The organism is Kitasatospora sp. NPDC042419 (assembly GCF_056437345.1).
The window spans coordinates 98,579-118,658 of the sequence record NZ_JBWKAW010000017.1 but is presented as its reverse complement, the minus strand read 5'-3'; the positions used below and the strand labels follow the sequence as shown (position 1 = coordinate 118,658).

Below are 20,080 nucleotides of genomic sequence, written 5' to 3'. Positions count from 1 at the left end.
CACAAGATGACCACGAGGAGTCGGTCGGAGCGGGTCAGTGGAGGGCGGGGGTGAGGGTGGCGGGGAGGTCGCCGCGCCGACGCGCCCGGTCATGCCGCCGCCCGCCGTCGGACGCGGGCCGACGGCGGGCGGAAGCGGATGACAGCGGGCCGCAGGTGGCGGTGGGCCGCAGCGGGTGGCGCCGGAGGCCGGCCGACCGGCGGGCCCCCGGCGCGACGGGGTCAGCCGGCCAGCTCCCCGCGGACCGCGCGGGCGGCGGCGACCAGGTTCTCCAGGGAGGCCCGGGTCTCCGGCCACCCCCTGGTCTTCAGGCCGCAGTCGGGGTTGACCCAGAGCCGCTCGGCGGGGATCGCCGCCAGCCCCCTGCGGAGCAGGTCCGCGGCCTCCTCGGCGCTCGGCACCCGGGGCGAGTGGATGTCGTAGACGCCGGGGCCGACCTCGCGCGGGTATCCCACCCCGGCCAGCTCGTGGGCGACCTGCATGTGCGAGCGGGCCGCCTCCAGGGAGATCACGTCGGCGTCGAGCTCGTCGATCGCGGCCATGATCTCGCCGAACTCGGCGTAGCACATGTGGGTGTGGACCTGGGTGTCGGCGCGGACCCCGGAGGTGCTGAGCCGGAACGCCTCGGTCGCCCAGTCCAGGTAGGCCGGCCGGTCGGCGGCCCGCAGCGGCAGGGTCTCGCGCAGCGCGGGTTCGTCGACCTGGACGACGGCGGCGCCGGCGGCCTCCAGGTCGGTGACCTCGTCGCGCAGGGCGAGGGCGACCTGCCGGGCGGTGTCGGCGAGGGGCTGGTCGTCGCGGACGAAGGACCAGGCGAGCATGGTGACCGGGCCGGTGAGCATGCCCTTGACCGGACGCTCCGTCAGTTCCTGGGCGTAGCGGAACCATTCGACGGTCATCGGGTGCGGGCGGGAGATGTCGCCGGCCAGCACCGGCGGCCGGACGTAGCGGGTGCCGTAGGACTGCACCCAGCCCTGCTGCGTGGCCAGGTAGCCGGTGAGCTGCTCGGCGAAGTACTGGACCATGTCGTTGCGTTCGGGTTCGCCGTGCACCAGGACGTCCAGGCCGGCCTTCTCCTGGTAGGCGACGACCTCGCGGACCTCCGCCTCCATCCGCTCCCGGTAGCCGGCCTCGTCGAGGCGGCCGGCGCGCAGGTCGGCGCGGGCGGTGCGCAGTTCGGTGGTCTGCGGGAAGGAGCCGATGGTGGTGGTGGGGAGCAGCGGCAGGCCGAGGCGGGCGCGCTGGGCCTCGGCGCGCTCGGGGTAGGCCTGGGCGCGGCGGGCGTCCTCGAAGGTGGTGGCGGCGACCCGGGCGCGGACGGCGGGGTCGCGGGTGAGTGCGGAGGCGGCGCGGGACGCCAGGTCGGCCCGGTTGGCGGCGAGTTCGGCGGCGATCGCGTGGACGCCCTCGCGCAGGCCCCGGGCGAGGGTGGTGATCTCGGCGGTCTTCTGGCGGGCGAAGGCGAGCCAGCGCGCCACCTGCGGGTCGAGGTCGCGTTCGCGGCCGGCGTCGAGCGGGACGTGCAGCAGGGAGCCGGACGGTGCGACGTCCACCCGGTCGGCCAGGCCGAGCAGGGTGGCGAGGGTGGTCAGTGACTTCTCCAGGTCGTTGATCCAGATGTTGCGGCCGTCGACCACGCCGGCGACCAGGCGCTTGCCGGGCAGGCCGCCGACGGCCGCGAGGTCGGCCAGGTTGGCGGCGCCGGGGCCGGTGAAGTCCAGGCCGACGCCCTCGACGGGGGCCTTGGCGAGGACCTTCAGGGCCTCGCCGGCCCGGTCGAAGTAGGTCGCGACCAGGATGCTCGGCCGGTCGGTGAGCGCGCCGAGTTCGCGGTAGACCCGGGCGGCGGCGTTGAGTTCGGCGGGGGTTCGGTCCTGGACGAGCGCGGGCTCGTCCAGCTGGACCCACTCGGCGCCGGCCGCGCGCAGGTCGGTGAGGAGTTCGGCGTAGACGGGCAGCAGCCGGTCGAGCAGGGTGATCGGCTCGAAGCCGGCGGCCACGCCGGGCGCGGGCTTGGCGAGCAGCAGGTAGGTGAGCGGGCCGACCAGCACCGGGCGGGCGCGGTGGCCGAGGGCGAGGGCCTCGAGCAGCTCGGAGACCGCCTTCGTGGAGTCGGCGGAGAAGACCGTGTCGGGCCCCAACTCGGGGACGAGGTAGTGGTAGTTGGTGTCGAACCACTTGGTCATCTCCAGCGGCGCGACGTCCTGGGTGCCGCGCGCCATGGCGAAGTAGCCGTCCAGCGGGTCGGCGTCGACGGCGGCGCGGTGGCGCGCCGGGATCGCGCCGACGGCGACCGTGGCGTCCAGCACGTGGTCGTAGAACGAGAAGTCACCGGTGGGGACTTCGTCGACTCCGGCCTCGGCCAGCTGCCGCCAGTTGTCGCGGCGCAGGCCGGCGGCGGTGGTCCGCAGGGTCTCGGCGTCGACTCGGCCGGCCCAGTAGCCCTCGACGGCCTTCTTCAGCTCCCGGTTCGGCCCCTGCCTCGGGTAGCCGTACACGGTGGCCTGCGGAGCGGTGGAACTCGTTGACACGGAACTCTCCTTCGCGAGTCGCGCTGCGATCCCGGGAGAGCACGCGGACGCGAAGGTACGGCAGCAGGGGCGTGGCACCGGGATGTGCCCGCCCGCTCCGCCGACCCGCCCTCGAGGTCACCGAGATCACCGCGTACGGGGTGCACGCGGGCAGTGGCAGGTCTTCGGACTCGCGGGCTCGCCCGCCCTTGAAGGGCGGACACCTACTGGCCGTCGCTTCCCGGGCCCCGGCGGGGCCCAGTGCATGTGACGGCGGTCGTTCCCACTCACCGCTGCGGGGCAGTCCCGGATTCCCACCGGGTTCCCTCTTGCGACGCGCCTGCCTGGCCGACAGGGCGAACCGACTGCGGGCCCAGCCTAGGCCCACCCGAGCGGCCGTGTCGGCGATTGTCCGGATGGCGGATGGCGGCGTGGGCAGGCGGCGCGGGCAGGCGGCGCGGCCGAACGGCGGACGGACAGCGGGCGGGCGGGCGTACAGCGGGCAGGCGGACGGCGGGCGGACGGCACAATCGCTGTCATGCAGCACATCTTCGTCATCGGCATCGGCGCGGGCGACCCCGACCACCTGACCCTGCAGGCGGCCAAGGCCATCGCCCGCAGCGACGTCTTCTTCATCCTCGACAAGAACGAGGAACGCCAGGACATGATCCGGCTGCGCCGGCAGATCCTCGCCGAGCACAGCCGGCCGGGCCATCGCGTGGTGGAGGTGTCGGACGCGGAGCGGGACCGCACCACCCCGGCGTACGCGGCGGCCGTGGAGGACTGGCGCAGCCGCCGGGCCGACCTGGTCGAGCGACTGGTCGCCGAGCACCTCGGCCCGGACGAGACCGGCGCGTTCCTGGTCTGGGGCGACCCGAGCCTCTACGACAGCGTCATCGCCGTGATCGACGAGGTGCTGGCGCGCGGGAGCGCGGCGTTCGAGTACGAGGTGATCCCCGGGATCAGCAGCGTCTCGGCGCTCGCCGCCCGGCACCGCACCACACTGACCCGGGTCGGGCGTCCGGTGCAGATCACCACGGGCCGCCGCCTCGCCGAGGGCTTCCCCGAGGGCGTGGACGACGTGGTGGTGATGCTCGACGGGCGCGCCGCCTTCACCGGGATCGACCCCGAGGGGCTGGAGGTCTTCTACGGCGCCTACCTCGGCACGCCCGACGAGATCCTCGCCGCCGGTCCGCTCGCGGACACCGCCCCGTGGATCCGCGAGCTGCGCGAGGAGGCCCGCGCGCGCAAGGGCTGGATCATGGACACCTACCTGCTCCGCCGCTCGGAGGGCTGACGCCCGCTCGAACGCCGCCCCCGCACCGGCGGGGGGCGGCATTCTCGTGTGCGGATCCGTGCGCGCGTCCGCGTCCGGGTCCCCGCGTTCGGGTGCGTGAGCGGGCCCGGGAGCGGGTCGCACAGGAAATGCTTGACGTTTGTCGACCGCGAGTAGGTGAGGTTAGCCTCACTTCATATACAGCGTCCAACGGGAGCTGCGGATGGCCCATCGACCATGTCGCGCCGGCCTGCCTGTCCAGCCCCGTCCGGACCAGACCCACCCCCGCCGTGCCGGCCCGGACGGTCCCGGCCCCCACCGCAGCGGCTCCGTCCCCCGTGACGGCACCACCTGTCGTGGCGGCCCCGCCCGCGGTGACGGCACAGCTCGGACCGGCCCCGCTCCCGGGCGGCAGGGTCCGGCACGGCCGGGTGTGGGCGGCAGCCGCCACCACCGCCGTCACCCTCCCGGAGGGACCGCTACCTTGACGATCCCGCAGACATCCCCGTACACCGCACCGGTCCGGAGCACGCCGCCGACCGCGCCGCGCACCGCCCGGCCGCGCACCGGCCGACCGGCCGGGTCACCGACCGCGCCACCGACCGCAGCCGCCGGAAGCGCGCGGCGATGACCCGGACCGCCCGGCAACTGCTGCGCCTCATCACCGGCTCCGCGCCGCCGCCGTTCGCCCTGGTGCACCGCCCGGGCACCACCGGCCCCGGCATCCTCGACGTCCTGACCGGCACGGTGAGCCGCCCGGTGCGGATCGCCGACCTGCCCGTACCAGACGCCGACGCCCCCGGCCGCCACCACGTCCTCGCCCTCCTCCCCCGGCCGCAGCCCGGTGGCCCCGGCCACCCGGCCCCCGGCGAAGACCCCGCCGCCACCGCCCCGGCCACGTCGACCGCGCTCACCGTCACCGGGCAGGCCCTCGCCCCGGTCGCCGAAGTGCTCCGCCTGCTGCCCGCCACGCCGGTCGCCCTCACCGGCACGGACGCCGTCGCCGACTGGTCGCCCGCCACCGCACTCGCCCTCTTCCGGCGGCTGCTGGGACGACAGCCCGGCTCGTACTGGACGTTCGTCGTGCACACCGGCGACCACACCTTCATCGGAGCCCCGACCCGGCGCCACGTCGGCCTCGACCGCGGCACGGTCGTACTGAACCCGGTCGGCGGCACCCACCGGTACCCGACCGACGGGCCGGCCACCAAGGGCCTCCTCGCCTTCCTGGCGGACCCCGAGGAGGCCTCCGGGCTCTACCGGGCCGTCGACGAGGGGCTCGGGACGGCGGGTCGGCTCTGCGAGGACGGCGGCCGGATCACCGGCCCGCGACTGAGGAGCACCCCCCGGCTCGCCCACACCGAGTACCTGATCGAGGGCCGGACCACCCGCGACGTACGGGAGATCCTGCACGAGACCCTGCCCGCACCGGCCCTCCCGGGCGACGCGGCCGGCTCGGTCGGCGCGGCCGAGTCGGCCGGCGGCCCGGGCCACCACCCCGGCGTGATCGCCCTGATCGGCCGGGACGGCCGCGGCCGCCAGGCCCTGGACTCCGCCGTCCTCGCCCGGACCGCCGGCATCGACGCGGCCGGCCGGCTGCGGATCCACCCCGACCCGGACCCGGTGCGCGGGTCGGGCCCGGTGGCGGAGGCGACCCGGCGGAAGGCCGAGGCCGCCGGCCTGCTCGCGGCCCTGGCGGCTGGCGCTCCCGCTCCCGATCCCGATCCCGATCCCGATCCCGGGGAGCGGACCCCGGAAGCGCCCGACCACGGCTCGCACCCCGCAGTCCGCCGCGCCCTCGACGCCCGCAACGAGCCGCTCTCCGCCTTCTGGCAGGCGGAGCCGGGCGAGCGAGTGCAGCCGGTGCCCGCACTCGAAGGGCGCCGGATCCTCGTCCTGGACTCCGGGGACGCGCTGACCGCCCTGGCCCGGCCCGTGCTCACCGCGCTCGGCGCCACCGTCGAGGTCCGCCGGTTCGGCGAACCGGACGGCTCCGGCCCGAAGGCGCACGGCCCGCACGGCGCGCACAGCCCGCACGCCCCGGAAGGGCACGCCCACCCCGGTGACGGCCCCGACACGTACGACTCCGACGTGTACGCCGCCGACGCGTACGGCCTGGACGGATACGACCTGGTCGTCACCGGCCCCGGTCCCGGCGACCCGCGGCAGAGCGGCAGCCCCGGGATCGCCCGCCTCCGCGCCGCCACCGCCCGGCTGCTCTCGAACGGGACCCCGTTCCTGGCGGTCGGCCTCGGCCACCAGGTGCTCTGCACCCTGCTCGGACTGGCCGTCGTCCGCAGACCCGTCCCGCAGCGGGGCGTCCAGCGGACCGTAGACCTGTTCGGCAGGGCCGAGCCGGTCGGCTTCCACACCGCCTTCGCCGCCCGCTGCGACACCGAGGACTTCCCCTCCCTCTGGCGCCCCGGCACCGTCCGGGTCTCCCGCGACCCCGCCGACGGCGAGGTCCACGCCCTGCGCGGGCCGGACTTCGCCTCCGTGCAGTTCCACCCGGCGTCCGTCCTCACCCACAACGGCCCCGCGATCCTCGGCGGCCTCCTCGCCGATCTGCTGGCGGAACCGGCCGGGACCGCCTGAGACGTCCGGGAGGCGGACGGGCGGCACCCGCCTTCCGCCTCCCGGGCCGTCCCCGGCCCCGCACCGCGCCCGACTGGACCGGGAACAGCACCGCCGCAGCGGAGACCAGGGCCGGCGACCGGTGCGGGCGACCCCGCCGGCCGGAACGGTCCCGGCCACGCTTGGACAGTGTTCGAGCGGTGCGCGGAACCCGGCCGACGGGCCGGGCCAGTCGCCGGGAAAGGCCAGGTCGCAGGGGCTCCGAAGGGTGCCCCGGGGGGACGCCGGAGGCCGGGCGGGGCACGACACGGCCTCTCGCCGGACTCTCGGGCGCTGAACTAGGGTCGCCGTATGATCCGGTCCCCGCGCAGACGCTCCCGCATGGCCGAAGGCCTCCCGCCCATCACTGCGGAAAAGATCGTGGCCGCCGCGCTGGAGCTGACCAGGACGCACGGACTGGACAACTGGTCGATCCGTCAGCTGTCGGGGGCCCTCGACGTGTGGCCGGGCGTGATCTACCACCACGTCGGCGACCGCGACGCCGTGGTCGCCGAGGTCACCGACGCCGTCGTCGCCGCCATGCCCGTCCCGGACCGGGACCTGCCCTGGCGGCAGTGGTTCACCGCGTTCCTGGTCGACGGGCGGGTGGTGATGCGGCAGCACCCCGGCGTCGCCCGCCGAATGTGCCTCGTCGGCCCGACCGTGCCCGCCGCCCTGCCCGTCATCGACACCGGCGTGCACATCCTGGAGCGCGCCGGATTCGGCGCGGACGCCACCCTCGTCTACCGCTACCTGCTCAACAGCGCCTTCCTGCTGGTCGCGTCCGAGGACGACCGCGCCGCGACCCCCGCCACGCAGTACGAACCGCACGGCGTCCTCACCCCGTACGAGGACTCCCCGGACCACCCCGGCCTGGCCGCCGCTGCCCGGGACGCCCGGGACGTCCGGGAGCGTGCCGCCGGCGGACAGACCGCCGAGGAGGCCGCCGCCGCGTTCCACGCCTTCACGGTCGCCCGCGCCCTCGACGGCGCCGAGGCCCTCCTCCCCCACGGAGCCCGCGGAGCCGCCTGACCCCCGCCCGGCCGGCCACCACAGCGCGGACCACCCGGCCCACCAGCCCTGCCAGCCCTGCCAGCCCACCAGGAGCCTCCCGCCGGACCGGTACATCCGCCCGGCCCGACGAATATCACCTGATCAGGTGACAGGCCGCCACCGGGCCCCGTGCCGCTCGTGGGTGTGTCCGGTGGTCGGATGCACTGGTCGGCATGCGCATTCCACATCGAACCGGGCGAATCGTTTCGTCGCTCGCCCTCCTGGCAGGCACCCTGCTGGGCGGCGGTCTACTGGCCACACCGGCCCAGGCCGCGATCTCCTTCACCAAGAGCGTGGACAAGGCGACCGCCTCTCCCGGGGAGAACGTCACCTTCACACTTCGGTACACCTGCTCGGTGACCGAGTGCACCAACGGGCAGATCACCGACACCCTGCCGGCGAACATGGAGTTCGTCGGCTGGTCGCCCGACCCGTCCACGGTCGACGAGGCCGGTTCGACCGTGCCCGCCCCTGGGGCGATGGGCGGCACGATGGACATCCAGCTGAGGAGCCTCAGCCCGGGGACCACGGCCACCATCACGGTGGTGATGAGGTACCCCAACTTCTCCACCCCCAACGGGAGCGCCTCGACCAACACGGCCACCATGACGGCCGACGGGCAGACGTCCCAGACGGCGAGCGCCGACACCTCGGCCCAGGTGCAGCCGCAGTACACGGTCACCAAGGGCGTGCAGACCTCCAGCAGCGACGGCCGCACGGTCACGTTCCAGTTCAGTGCCTGCGCCACCGACCTGGTCCCCAACGTCGACCTCACCACCAGCCGCCTGCTCGACACCCTGCCGCCCGGCGCCGTGGTGGACACCGGCCGCTCGCCCGGGTGGTCCCCGGTCGCGCCCGGTCCCAACACCTGGGGCTACGACATCGGCGAGTTCGTCTCCGGCAACGGCCGCGGCGGCTGCCGCATCCCGGGCGCCCTGGTGGTCAACTTCCCGGAGAGCGACTTCCCCAACGGCACCACCGCCACCAACACCACCGACCTGCTGGGCTCCCCGCTCGGCGAGGCCGAGCGCGAGCTGGACGACGACAGCGCCGTCACCGGCACGTTCCAGCCGCCGGCCACCGGCGTCGTGGTCACCGCGAGCAAGGTGTGGCAGTCCACCGTCGCCTCCGGGGACATCAACTCCTTCAGCCTCTCGGCGACCAACACCGCCGGTCCGGCCACCAGCCTGACCATGACCGACCCCGGCACGGGCACCACCGAGGGCCTCTACAACTGGATCTTCCCGCAGTCGATCCAGCTGGAGGCGTGGAACCCGACCAGCATCGCGCTCACCCTCCAGTACCGGCTCAACGGTGACCCGACCTGGCTGACGTTCACCCCCGGCAGCCCGTTCAACGGGTCCACCCCGCGGCGGATCACCTTCGTCGAGGGCGCGGGCGACCCCGCCGCCGACAACCTGGGCATCCCCGCCGGCCGCTGGCTCGACGGCCTCCGGTTCACCTGGAACGGCCCGATCCCCACCGGCTGGAGCCCCGGCAACGCCGTCCAGCTGGTGACCCAGGTCTCCGCCGTCGGCCACGACGGACGGCCCGCGCCGACCCCGCTGACCAACTGCCTGGACACCAGCGCCACCGACGGCACCAACAACGCCAGTGCCAACGCCTGCGCCTCCACCACCGTCACCCAGGGCACCAACCTGGGCGCCGCCAAGACCACCGTCGCCGGCTCGCTCACCTCCCCCGGCGGCAAGGTCACCTTCCAGGTCACCCCGTACAACCGCAGCGCCCACCCGCTGGACCGCCCGCTGGTCCTCTTCGACGTGCTGCCCGCCGGCCTGGTCTACGTCGAGGGCTCGGCCCGGCCCGACCCGAACTACCCGGACGCCAAGGCACCGGAGTCGATCACCGTCAGCCCCGGTCCGAACGGCAGCCAGGTCATCCGGATGCAGTGGCCGGCCGGCGCGCCCGACATGATGTACCTGCACGACGGCCTGGCCTACCGGATGCTCTTCGACGCCATGGTGGCCGGCAGCGTGCGGGGCGGCACCCTGAACAACGAGGTCTACGTCACCGTCGACCAGCCCACCCAGCCGGTCACCTGCATGAACAGCGGCTTCGACAGCGGCGTGCCGGACCTGCTCGACCTGAACTCCAACGGCAACACCACCGAGACCCTGTGCCGCGCCGCCTCGGGTGTCGAGGTGCAGGTGCCGTCGGTGCTGCGCTCCTTCAAGGAGGTCAAGGGCGACCTCGACTCCGACTACGTCAGCCTGGGCTCCACCACCCCCGGCGGCGGCATGTCGTACCGGATGACGGTGCGCAACGACTCGCCGGACCCGGTCACCGCGTTCATCGCCTACGACAAGCTGCCCGCCCCGGGCGACAACTACGTCCTGACCCAGGACGCGCCGCGCGGCAGCACCTGGACGCCCTCGCTGAGCGAGGCGATCACCAGCAGTGACCCGACCGTGGTGATCGAGTACACCACCAACCCCAACCCGTGCGTGGAGAGCGCCCTCGTCGACCGGACCGGCTGCGACGCCGCCGCCGTGTGGACCACCGCCTTCCCCGCCCCGGGAACGGCGACCTGGTTCAGGATCCACCGCGCGGGCACGCTCGCCTCGGGCGCGTCCTTCACCCTCACCTGGCCGATGGTCGCCCCGGTGGACGCCCCCGACGACGAGTACGCCTGGAACAGCTTCGCCTACACCGCCACCGACTCCAGCGGCCGGCAGCTGCTCCCCGCCGAACCCGCCAAGGTCGGCGTGGCGATCAAGCGGACCACCCCGTCGAACAACGCCCTCGGCGACCTCGTCTGGCAGGACCTCGACAGCTCCGGCATCCAGAAGCCCGGCGACCCCGGCGTCGCCGGCGTGACGGTGAAGCTGCTGGACGGCAACGGCCAGCCGATCCGCGACAAGAACGGCCTGCCGGTCACCACCGTGACCGACGCCGACGGCCGCTACCTGTTCGACAACCTCCCCGACGGCACCTACCAGGTCCAGTTCGACCTCGCGACCCTCCCCGCGGGCGCCACCGTCACCAAGCGCAACCAGGGCGGCGACCCGAGCAAGGACTCCGACGCCGACCCCGTCACCGGCCTCACCCAGACCGTCACGCTCTCCGGCGGCCAGCGGAACCTCGACCTCGACATGGGCGTCGTCCTGCAGACCTCCAGCCCGTCGCCGAGCCCCTCGCCCTCGCCGTCCCCGTCGCCGAGCCCCTCGCCGAGCCCGTCCCCTTCGCCCTCGCCGAGCCCCTCGCCCAGCCCGTCACCGTCGCCGAGCCCCTCGCCCAGCCCGTCACCGTCGCCGAGCCCGTCACCGAGCCCGTCGCCTTCTCCCTCGCCGTCGCCGAGCCCGTCGCCGAGCCCCACTCCGACGCACAGCCCGACGCACAGCCCGACACGCACACCCACCCCGACGCGCACCCACACCCACACGCACACCCACACGGCGACCGCGACCGCCACGAAGACGGTCACCGCCGGCCACGGCCACAGCAAGCACCCGACCGCCCCGCCGAGCAGCCCCTCGCTGCCGAACACGGGTGGCCAGCCCGGACCGCTGCTGACCGTCCTCGGCGGCATCGCCGTCCTCGGCGGCCTGGTGCTCTGCCTGGTGGCCTACCGTCGCCCCGGGAGGCACAGCTGAGCCGCCGACCGACCGGTGACCGGCCGATGACCGACCGCTGAACCCGTCCCCCGACCGACCGGAACCCCGGTGGCGCCGCAGACCTGCGGCGCCACCGGCGTGTCCGCCCCCGGTACGGGCCCGCGCCCCGCCACCGCCCGGTGCCCGGCACCCCCGCCCGGCGCCCGATCCGATGTGAGGAATCCGTCACGGTCGACGGTGGATCGCCGGACCACGGCGAGTCGGACCCCGGCTCCGCGTAGGGTTGGGCACTTCCCTCCGGTCGTCGATCCGCAAGGAGCCCCAGCGCAGTGTCCGACACCTTCGCCCACCTGCACGTCCACACCGAGTACTCGATGCTGGACGGGGCCGCGAAGAACGGCAAGCTCTTCGCGGAGGCCGAGAGACAGGGCATGCCCGCCATCGCGATGAGCGACCACGGCAACATGTTCGGCGCGTACGAGTTCTTCCACAGCGCCGCCAAGACCGGCGTGAAGCCGATCATCGGCATCGAGGCGTACGTCGCACCCGGCTCGCGCTTCGAGAAGAAGCAGGTCTTCTGGTCGCCCGGCGGCCAGCGGCCGAGTTCGGACGGCGAGGGCGGCAAGGACGTCTCCGGCGGCGGCCGCTACACCCACATGACCATGTGGGCACAGAACGCCACCGGCCTGCGGAACCTCTTCAAGCTCTCCTCGCTCGCGTCGATGGAGGGCTACTACATGAAGCCCCGGATGGACCGCGAGCTGATCGCCGCCAACGCGTCGGGCATCATCGCCACCACCGGCTGCCCCTCCGGCGAGGTGCAGACCCGGCTGCGGCTCGGCCAGTACGAGGAGGCGGTGAAGGCCGCCGGCGCGTACCAGGACATCTTCGGCAAGGAGAACTACTTCCTGGAGCTGATGGACCACGACCTGTCCATCGAGCGGGACGTCCGCGAGGACCTGCTGCGCCTCGCCAAGCAGCTGGACATCCCGCTGCTGGCCACCAACGACTCCCACTACGTGACCGCCGACCAGGCGGACGCGCACGACAGCCTGCTGTGCGTCGGCGTGGGCAAGAACAAGGACGACCCGAACCGCTTCAAGTTCCAGGGCACCGGCTACTACATCAAGACCGCCGCCGAGATGCGCGAGCTGTTCCGGGAGCTGCCGGAGGCCTGCGACAACACCCTCGCGATCGCCGAGCGGATCGAGTCGTACGACGAGGTCTTCACCTACGTCGACCGGATGCCGCAGTTCGACGTGCCCGAGGGCGAGACCCAGGCCTCCTTCCTCCGCAAGAAGATCGCCATCGGCCTCAAGGCGCGCTACGGGGACAACCCGAGCCAGGAGGTCCTGGACCGCGTCGAGCTGGAGATGGGCGTCATCAGCCCGATGGGCTTCGACGCCTACTTCCTCGTGGTCGCGGACATCTGCCAGTACGCCCGCGACAACGGCATCCCGGTCGGCCCGGGCCGAGGCTCGGCGGCCGGCTCGATGGTCTCCTACCTGACCCGGATCACCGAGCTGGACCCGCTGGAGCACGACCTGCTGTTCGAGCGGTTCCTGAACCCCGAGCGCATCAACCCCCCGGACGTCGACATCGACTTCGACGACCGCCAGCGCGACCAGATGGTGCGCTACGTCACCGAGAAGTACGGCTCCGCGTACACCGCCCAGGTGAACACCTTCGGCACCATCAAGGCCAAGGCCGCCGTCAAGGACGCCAACCGCATCCTGGGCTACCCGTTCGCGATGGGCGACCGGATCACCAAGGCCATGCCGCCGGACGTGATGGGCAAGGGCGTCCCCCTCGCGGACCTCTTCAACGAGAGCCACTCCCGCTACAACGAGGGCACCGAGATCCGGGCGCTGTACGCGAACGAGCCCGACGTCAAGAAGATCATCGACACCGGCCTGGGCATCGAGGGCCTGATCCGCGGCACCGGCGTGCACGCCGCCGCCGTCATCCTCTCCTCCACCCCGCTGCTCGACCTGATCCCGCTGCACAAGCGGGACAAGGACGGCGTGATCATCACCGGCTTCGACTACCCGTCGTGCGAAGCCATGGGCCTGATCAAGATGGACTTCCTGGGTCTGCGGAACCTGGGCATCATCGACCACTGCATCAAGATCGTGAAGGCCAACCGGGGCGTCGACGTCGACATCGAGAAGATCGCGCTCGACGACCCGACCACCTACCAGCTCCTCTCCCGCGGCGACACCCTGGGCGTGTTCCAGCTCGACGGCGGGCCGATGCGCGCCCTGCTGCGCCTGATGAAGCCCACCGAGTTCGCCGACATCTCCGCGGTGTCCGCGCTCTACCGGCCCGGCCCCATGGGCATGAACTCACACACCAACTACGCGCTGCGCAAGAACGCCCAGCAGGAGATCATCCCGATCCACCCCGAGCTCGAAGCCCCGCTGAGCGAGGTCCTCGGCCCGACCTACGGCCTGATCGTCTACCAGGAGCAGGTGCAGCGAGCCGCGCAGGTGCTGGCCGGCTACAGCCTCGGCCAAGCCGACCTGCTCCGCCGCGCGATGGGCAAGAAGAAGAAGGAGGTGCTGGAGAAGGAGTTCATCCCCTTCCAGGCGGGCTGCCGCGAGCGCGGCTACTCCGACGAGGCCATCCAGGCGGTCTGGGACGTCCTGGTCCCGTTCGCCGGCTACGCGTTCAACAAATCGCACTCCGCCGCCTACGGCCTGGTCTCGTACCAGACCGCGTACCTCAAGGCGAACTACCCCGCCGAGTACATGGCCGCCCTGCTCACCTCGGTGGCGGACGACAAGGACAAGATGGCGGTGTACCTCGCCGAGTGCCGCCAGATGGGGATCAAGATCCTCTCCCCCGACGTCAACGAGTCGGTGGTCGACTTCACCGCCGTCGGCAGCGACGTCCGCTTCGGCCTGAAGGCGGTGCGCAACGTCGGCGTGCCGGTCATCGAGTCGCTGGTGAAGACCCGCGACGAGAAGGGCAAGTACACCTCGTTCGCGGACTTCCTGGACAAGGTCGAGCTGGTGGTGTGCAACAAGCGCACCGTCGACTCCCTCGTCAAGGCCGGCGCGTTCGACTCCCTCGGGCACACCCGCCTCTCGCTGAGCACCGTCCACGAAACCGCCATCGACGCCGTCACCGGCCTCAAGAAGCAGCAGGCCATCGGCCAGGACGACCTCTTCGGAGCCCTGGAGTCCGACGCCGGCGCCCCGGCGATCGGCCTGGACTTCCAGCTGACCGACCGTGAGTGGCCGCGCAAGCAACTGCTCAGCCTGGAACGGGAGATGCTCGGCCTGTACGTCTCCAGCCACCCGCTGGACGGCGCCGAGCACATCCTCTCCCGCAACCGCGACACCTCGATCGCCGAACTCATGGGATCCGGCCGCACCGAGGGCGAGGTCCGGCTCGCCGGCCTGATCACCGCGGTCGACCGCCGGATCAACAAGGCGGGCAACGCCTGGGCGATCATCACGCTCGCCGACCGCGACGGCTCCGTCGAGGTGCTGTTCTTCCCCGCCACCTACAACCTGATGGCCGACCAGATGGTCGAGGACAACGTCATCTCGGCCAGGGGGCGGCTCAACGAACGCGACGGCAGCCTGAGCATCTTCGGCCAGGAGATCACCACCCTCGACGTGTCCTCCGCCGAACTCGGCACCAAGCCGCCCGTCCAGATCAGCATCCCGATCGGGAAGATCACCCCGGACGTGGTGTCCGACCTCAAGCTCGCCCTGCAGGACCACCCGGGGGACGTGCCGGTGCGGCTGCTCACCACCGGCTGGGACCGGAGCATCCTGTACGAGCTGGGCTTCCTGGTGAACCCGGAGAACGGCCTCGCCTCGGACATCAAGACGCTGTTCGGCACCCAGTCCTGGCAGGGCACGGTGTAGCGGCCGTTCCGGACCCCCCGGCCCCTCTCCGGGTGCCGGCCCCGACCCCGGCCCCACAACCGGCCCCGGCCCCGGCCCCGGCCTGCGGACTTCCGTGGGCCGGGGCCGGGGTCGGTTGCGGGTGTCCGTCAGGTCCGGGTGTCGCGTCCTCGCCCGCGGTGCGGCCACAGCGCCAGGCCCACGCCGCAGGCCGCGGCGGCCAGGCCGAGCAGGGCCGCCGGCCGGGACCACTCGCCCGCCGACAGCGGTGCGAACGCCACCGGCAGCACCAGGCAGGACGCGGCCACCGCGGCCAGCGCGCGGCCCGGCCCGACGGTCCGGCGGTGCGTACCGAAGGCGTCGAGCAGCAGCAGGTAGCCGGTGAGCAGCACGGTGACCGCGAGGGCCCGCCAGAACGGCGGCTCGCCGAGCGCGGCGAGCAGGACGGACCCGGCGGCCAGCAGGGTGGTGCGGGCCGCCGCCAGCCGGGCGGGCCAGGTGAGCGCGCGGACCGGCAGGCCCTCGGGGGCCGGGGCGGCCCAGAGCGCGAGGACGGCGGCCGCCACCGGGGCGGCGGCGCCGAACCGGTCCGTCGCACCGCCGAGCGCGGCGGTCAGGGCCAGGGCCGCGCCGGTGCCGCGCAGGGCGGTGCGCTGGAGCAGGCGGGCCCGGTCGCTGGACGGCCTCGGACGTCCGGCCGCGGCCGCGGTGTCCGGGCCCGTGTGCGCGCCCTGGCCCGCGTCCGTTCCCGAGTCTGTTCCCGCGTCCGGGCGGGTCTCCGGTGCGCTCCCCGGACCTGGCCCGACGGCCGGATCGGCCGTGGTGCCGGTCGTGGTGCCGGTCGTGGTGGCGGTGCTCTGCCTCGCGGTCACCGGGCCGGCCTCCCGATCCGGCGGCGCAGCAGGGGTGCGAGCGCCAGGTCGAGCGCCTCGCCCGCGGTGTGGCGGGCCACGGGGATGCCCCTGCCGCGCAGCGCCGAGCGCATCGCCTCGCGTTCGGCGCGCCAGAGGCGCAGCGCGAGGGTGTCGACCTCGTCCTCGGGGTCGGCCACCGGTTCGCCGGCCGGGATCTCCACCACGACGAGCGGGTTGCCGCGTTCGCGGACCTGGCCCAGCACGTCCAGGATCCGCTGGTCGGCCAGCGGGGTGAAGGCGTACACCAGGGCGTGGCCCGGCAGTGCGGCCAGGGGCAGGCGCGGGAGGGCGGGGCCGCGGTGGCGCCGGTCCTGGCGGACCTCCAGCACGCTCTCCACCATGCGGTAGAACTGGCGGTCCCCGCCGGCCGCGGTGAGCCAGCGCAGGTCGCCGCCGACCGCGATCAGGCCGACCCGGTCGTGCCGCCGCAGGTAGGCCCGGGTCAGTCCGCCGGCCGCCCGCAGGGTCTCGTCCAGGCTGGAGAGGCCGGTGACGGCGTCCCGGACGTCAACCAGGGTGTCCAGCAGGACGACCGCGTCGGCGGCGCGTTCGGCGGCGAACTGGTTGATCTGGACGGCGTCGCGGCGGGTGGTGGACGGCCAGTGGATGCGCCGCTGGCGCTCGCCCGGCACGTGCGGACGCACGCCGACGACCTCGACACCGGTGCCCTCGTGCGCGGTGATGTGCTCGCCGATCCGTTCGGGCAGGCGGACCGGGATCGGGGTCAGGCGGGAGGCGCTCGGCACCGGGAAGACCTCGACCTCGCCCAGGTCGGCGCGCACCGTCCGGCGGCCCAGCCCGCCGGCGTCGTAGACGTCGAGGTCGACGGTGCCCAGCGTCCAGCGGCCCCAGCTCCCGGCCCTCAGGACCAGGTCGAGCCCGTCGTCACCGATGGTGAGGGCCTCCAGGGTGAGGCCGGGGCCGAAGGCGAAGGTCGGGTCGAGCGGGCCGATCCGGCCGTCGTGCCGGAGGGTGATCCGCACGGTGACCTGCTCGCCCTCGAAGCAGCGGCGCGGCTCGGCGGTGCTCTCGGCGGCCAGTTCCGAGGGGCGGCCGCGCCCGGGGGCGGCCAGGGCGAGCAGCACGGCGGGGCCGGCCGCCAGGGCGAGCAGCCAGGGGCGGCCGGTGGCCAGGGCGGCGACGGCCGCGACGGCGGCGACGGTGAGCAGGCGCAGGGTCTGCTCACCGGCCCGCCAGTGCGGGGAGGGCGGGGACTTCGGGAGTCCGGCTTCGGTGGCCCAGGCGCTGCGGGCCAGCACGCGGCGGCTGACGGCGTCCGCGGTGGCGGCGGGAGTGGTGGGCGCGGCGGGGTCGGCGGGCACGGCGGGGGCGGGCGCGGCGGGGTCGGCCCGCTCCCCGGGCCGGCCGACGGCGGGTGGTGCGGCGGTCACCGCGCGCCGACCGGGGAGCCGTCCGCCGGGCCGGCGCCCGGGCCCGCAGCCGCACCTGCCGTCACACCTGCCGCCGCACCCGAGGTCGTGCGCGGCACGGTCTGCGGCGCCGGCACCGAGTCGACCAGCCGTGCCATCACGTCGTCCACCTCGACCTGGCGCACCCACAGCTCCGGCCGCAGCGTGAGGCGGTGGGCCAGCGCGGGGACGGCGAGCGCCTTGACGTCCTCCGGCGTCAGGTAGTCGCGGCCCTCCAGCATGGCGCGGGCCCGGGCCAGCTGGATCAGCGCGAGGCCGCCGCGGGGCGAGGAGCCGACCTGGATCTGCTGGTCACCGCGGGTGGCGTCGACCAGCGCGACCACGTACTCGACGAGGTCGTCGTCCACCTCGACCCGCTCCACGGCCGCACGCATGGCGAGCAGCTCGGCCGGGCTGCTGACGGGCTCCAGCACCGGCTCCGGCGCGGCCCGGTCCAGGCGGGCCCGGAGCAGCGCGGCCTCCAGCCCGGTGGACAGGTATCCCATCCGGACGCGGAGCAGGAAGCGGTCGAGCTGGGCCTCCGGCAGGGAGTAGGTGCCCTCGTACTCGATCGGGTTGGCGGTGGCGATCACCGCGAAGGGCTGCGGCAGGCGCCGGGTGGCGCCGTCGACGGAGACCTGCCCCTCGGCCATCGCCTCCAGCAGCGCGGCCTGGGTCTTCGGCGGGGTGCGGTTGATCTCGTCGGCCAGCAGGAGCTGGGTGAAGAGCGGACCGGGCCTGAAGACCATCTCCCCGCTGCGCCGGTCGTAGAAGGGGGCGCCGGTGACGTCCGAGGGCAGCAGGTCGGGGGTGAACTGGATCCGGCGGAAGTCCAGGCCGAGGGTGGTCGCGAAGGAGCGCGCCAGCAGGGTCTTGCCGAGCCCGGGCAGGTCCTCGATCAGGACGTGGCCGCCGGCCAGGACGCCGAGCATGACCAGGTGCAGGGCTTCGGACTTGCCCACCACGGCGCGTTCGATCTCCTTGACCACCTCGCGGGCGCGCTGGCCCGCCTGGTGCGGCGTCAGGACGACCGCCTCGGCGGGCCCGCCGCCCGGGGTGGGCGGGGTGTGCGCGGCGTCCAGGTCGACGGGCGGGCCGACGGGCGGGTCGACGGGGGCCTGGGGTACGGCGGTCATGGCTCTCCTGAGTGGCTTCTGGTCCGGTGTCGTGGTGGGGGTGGCGCCCGGGGTGCCGGGAGGTGCCGGCGCTGCCGGGGTTCCGGGCGCGCTGCGGGTGGTGCCGTGGACGGGCCCGCCGCGGCTACAGGGATTCGAGCCGGTCGACGAGGGCGCGGAGGACCGGTGCCGGGATGCTCCCGGCCGGGGCCGGGGCCTCCGGGTCGATCCACGGCCAGAGCCCGGGCCCGAGCAGTTCGGCGGCGCGGTCGCGGTCGTGGTCGGCGCGCAGGGTGAGGCCGTGGGCCTCCGACAGGCGTGCGGCGAACAGCCGTTGGAGCCGGCCGCGCAGGGCCTGGCCGTCGCCCTGCGGGTCCAGGCCCTGGCGGACGGTCCAGCGCCAGTCGCCCAGTCCGGGCTCGTACGCCTCCATCAGCCGGGGGCGGCGGCGCAGTCCCTCCTCCGCGAAGCCCGCGCCGCCGACGAACCGGCCGGCGACCAGGGCGGTCGCGGTCAGCAGGACCGCGCCGGCGCCGACCGCGGGCAGGCCGCCGACCAGGCCGAACACGACCTCGGCCAGGACGGCCGGCACGGCCAGCTCGATCAGGCTGTGCCGCACCGAGCCCGGTGTGATCTCCGGGCCGCGCGATCGCCCGCCCGGTTCCGCCCGCCCGGGCTCGGGGGCGCTCACCGGCGGTCTCCCGGCGCGCCGGTCCGGCTGCCCGGCCCGCTCCGCCCCGGGGGGCCCGGGGGTCCCGCAGGCTCCAGGTGCTCCGGGGACTCCAGGCGCTCCGGGGACTCCAGCTGCTCCGGGGACTCCGGCGGCCCGTCCGTCCGGCTCTCCAGGCGGGCGGCGACGGCGTCGAGGGCCGTCCGCGCGCGGTGCACATGAGTGTCGTCCATGGGGTGGGTCGAGTAGCGGGCCTCACGGAACAGCGCGGTGAGGGCCCGGGTGTGGACGGGGTCCACACCGTCGTGGGCCACCGCGCGGTCCAGCAGCTCCGTCGGGCTGTCGCAGTCCCGCCGGGACACCCCGGAGGCCGCGAGCGACCCCTCCATCGCCGCGTAGCAGGCGATCACGGCGGCCCGCGCGTCGTCGCCGGTCAGCGCGCGCCGGCCGGTGACGACGGCGGCGGCCAGGACGTCCCCGGTCCGCGGCGGTGCGGCGGGCAGCAGGCCGGGCGGCTGCCGCCGGCCGAGCCGCAGCCGGCGGAACATCTGGAGGAGGACGACCACGAGCACGGCCAGCAGGGCCAGGACCAGGGCGGCGGCGAGCACCGCGAGGAGGGGCTCGACCGGGTCACCGGGCTCCCCGGCGGTATCCTGGTCGTCCGGGATCGGCACCGGTTCCGTCGGTCGCGCCTTCGGTTCGACGACCGGCTCCGGCCGGTCGGCCGCCCGGCTGTGGAAGACCACCATCAGCACCGGCACCGCGACGGCGACTCCGGCCAGCAGCACGACGGCGGCCCCCCGCAGCCGCTCGGCCCACGGCGTCGGCCCGACGAGGTGCCGGACCTCCTCGCGCAGCCGCGAGGCGAAGCGCCCGGCGACGACGGCCCAGGCGAGCGCGAGCAGCACCACGGATCCGAGCGTGCGCACCGGCCCGGTGACGGCCGTCCCGAGCAGCCCGCCGTCCGGCCGGAGCGCGGCCGCGGCGAGCAGTACCCCGGCCACCACCAGCACGACGCCCGGCACCCGTCCGGCACCCGCCGCCCGGCGCCCACGCCGCGCCGCGTCGTCGTTCATACGGATACC

General features: G+C 74.4%; 11 protein-coding genes and 1 riboswitch. Of the genes, 5 read left to right on the top strand and 6 right to left on the bottom strand.

Annotation, left to right across the window (positions count from 1 at the left end):
* Positions 1-221: 221 nt before the first annotated feature.
* Positions 222-2,531: a 5-methyltetrahydropteroyltriglutamate--homocysteine S-methyltransferase gene (gene metE, locus AC067J_RS27685; RefSeq protein WP_478303633.1), complete on the bottom strand. Its 2,310-nt coding sequence runs from the start codon at positions 2,529-2,531 to the stop codon at positions 222-224.
* A 138-nt stretch (positions 2,532-2,669) separates the two neighbouring features.
* Positions 2,670-2,892, bottom strand: a riboswitch (cobalamin riboswitch).
* Positions 2,893-3,048: 156 nt separating this feature from the next.
* Here metE and cobF point away from each other — a divergent pair.
* The 5 genes from cobF to dnaE all read left to right on the top strand — a co-directional run bounded on the left by cobF (position 3,049) and on the right by dnaE (position 14,908).
* Positions 3,049-3,807, top strand: a complete 759-nt coding sequence (gene cobF, locus AC067J_RS27680) for a precorrin-6A synthase (deacetylating) (protein WP_478303631.1) — start codon at positions 3,049-3,051, stop codon at positions 3,805-3,807.
* Positions 3,808-4,413: 606 nt separating this feature from the next.
* The gene (locus AC067J_RS27675) at positions 4,414-6,381 is read left to right on the top strand and encodes an anthranilate synthase family protein (RefSeq protein ID WP_478303629.1); all 1,968 of its coding nucleotides are present in this window, start codon (positions 4,414-4,416) and stop codon (positions 6,379-6,381) included.
* Positions 6,382-6,741: 360 nt separating this feature from the next.
* Complete coding sequence (locus AC067J_RS27670) at positions 6,742-7,431, top strand: TetR/AcrR family transcriptional regulator (protein ID WP_478303627.1); 690 nt, start codon at positions 6,742-6,744, stop codon at positions 7,429-7,431.
* Positions 7,432-7,625: 194 nt separating this feature from the next.
* A complete protein-coding gene (locus AC067J_RS27665; RefSeq protein WP_478303625.1) occupies positions 7,626-11,066 on the top strand; it encodes an SdrD B-like domain-containing protein in 3,441 nt (1,146 codons plus the stop codon).
* Positions 11,067-11,356: 290 nt separating this feature from the next.
* A complete protein-coding gene (gene dnaE / locus AC067J_RS27660) occupies positions 11,357-14,908 on the top strand; it encodes a DNA polymerase III subunit alpha (RefSeq protein WP_478303623.1) in 3,552 nt (1,183 codons plus the stop codon).
* Between the two features lie 128 nt (positions 14,909-15,036).
* Here dnaE and AC067J_RS27655 read toward each other — a convergent pair whose 3' ends face one another.
* From AC067J_RS27655 to AC067J_RS27635, 5 genes are all read right to left on the bottom strand, one after another.
* The gene (locus tag AC067J_RS27655) at positions 15,037-15,759 is read right to left on the bottom strand and encodes a hypothetical protein (protein WP_478303621.1); all 723 of its coding nucleotides are present in this window, start codon (positions 15,757-15,759) and stop codon (positions 15,037-15,039) included.
* On the bottom strand, positions 15,756-17,192 hold the full coding sequence (locus AC067J_RS27650; protein WP_478303619.1) for a DUF58 domain-containing protein: 1,437 nt from the start codon (positions 17,190-17,192) through the stop codon (positions 15,756-15,758). The genes AC067J_RS27655 and AC067J_RS27650 overlap by 4 nt, the downstream gene beginning before the upstream one ends.
* A complete protein-coding gene (locus AC067J_RS27645) occupies positions 17,189-18,346 on the bottom strand; it encodes an AAA family ATPase (RefSeq protein WP_478303617.1) in 1,158 nt (385 codons plus the stop codon). The genes AC067J_RS27650 and AC067J_RS27645 overlap by 4 nt, the downstream gene beginning before the upstream one ends.
* Before the next feature lie 124 nt (positions 18,347-18,470).
* Positions 18,471-19,016, bottom strand: coding sequence for a hypothetical protein (locus AC067J_RS27640; RefSeq protein WP_478303615.1), 546 nt, complete (start codon positions 19,014-19,016; stop codon positions 18,471-18,473).
* On the bottom strand, positions 19,013-20,071 hold the full coding sequence (locus AC067J_RS27635) for a DUF4129 domain-containing protein (RefSeq protein WP_478303613.1): 1,059 nt from the start codon (positions 20,069-20,071) through the stop codon (positions 19,013-19,015). The genes AC067J_RS27640 and AC067J_RS27635 overlap by 4 nt, the downstream gene beginning before the upstream one ends.
* Positions 20,072-20,080 lie beyond the last annotated feature (9 nt).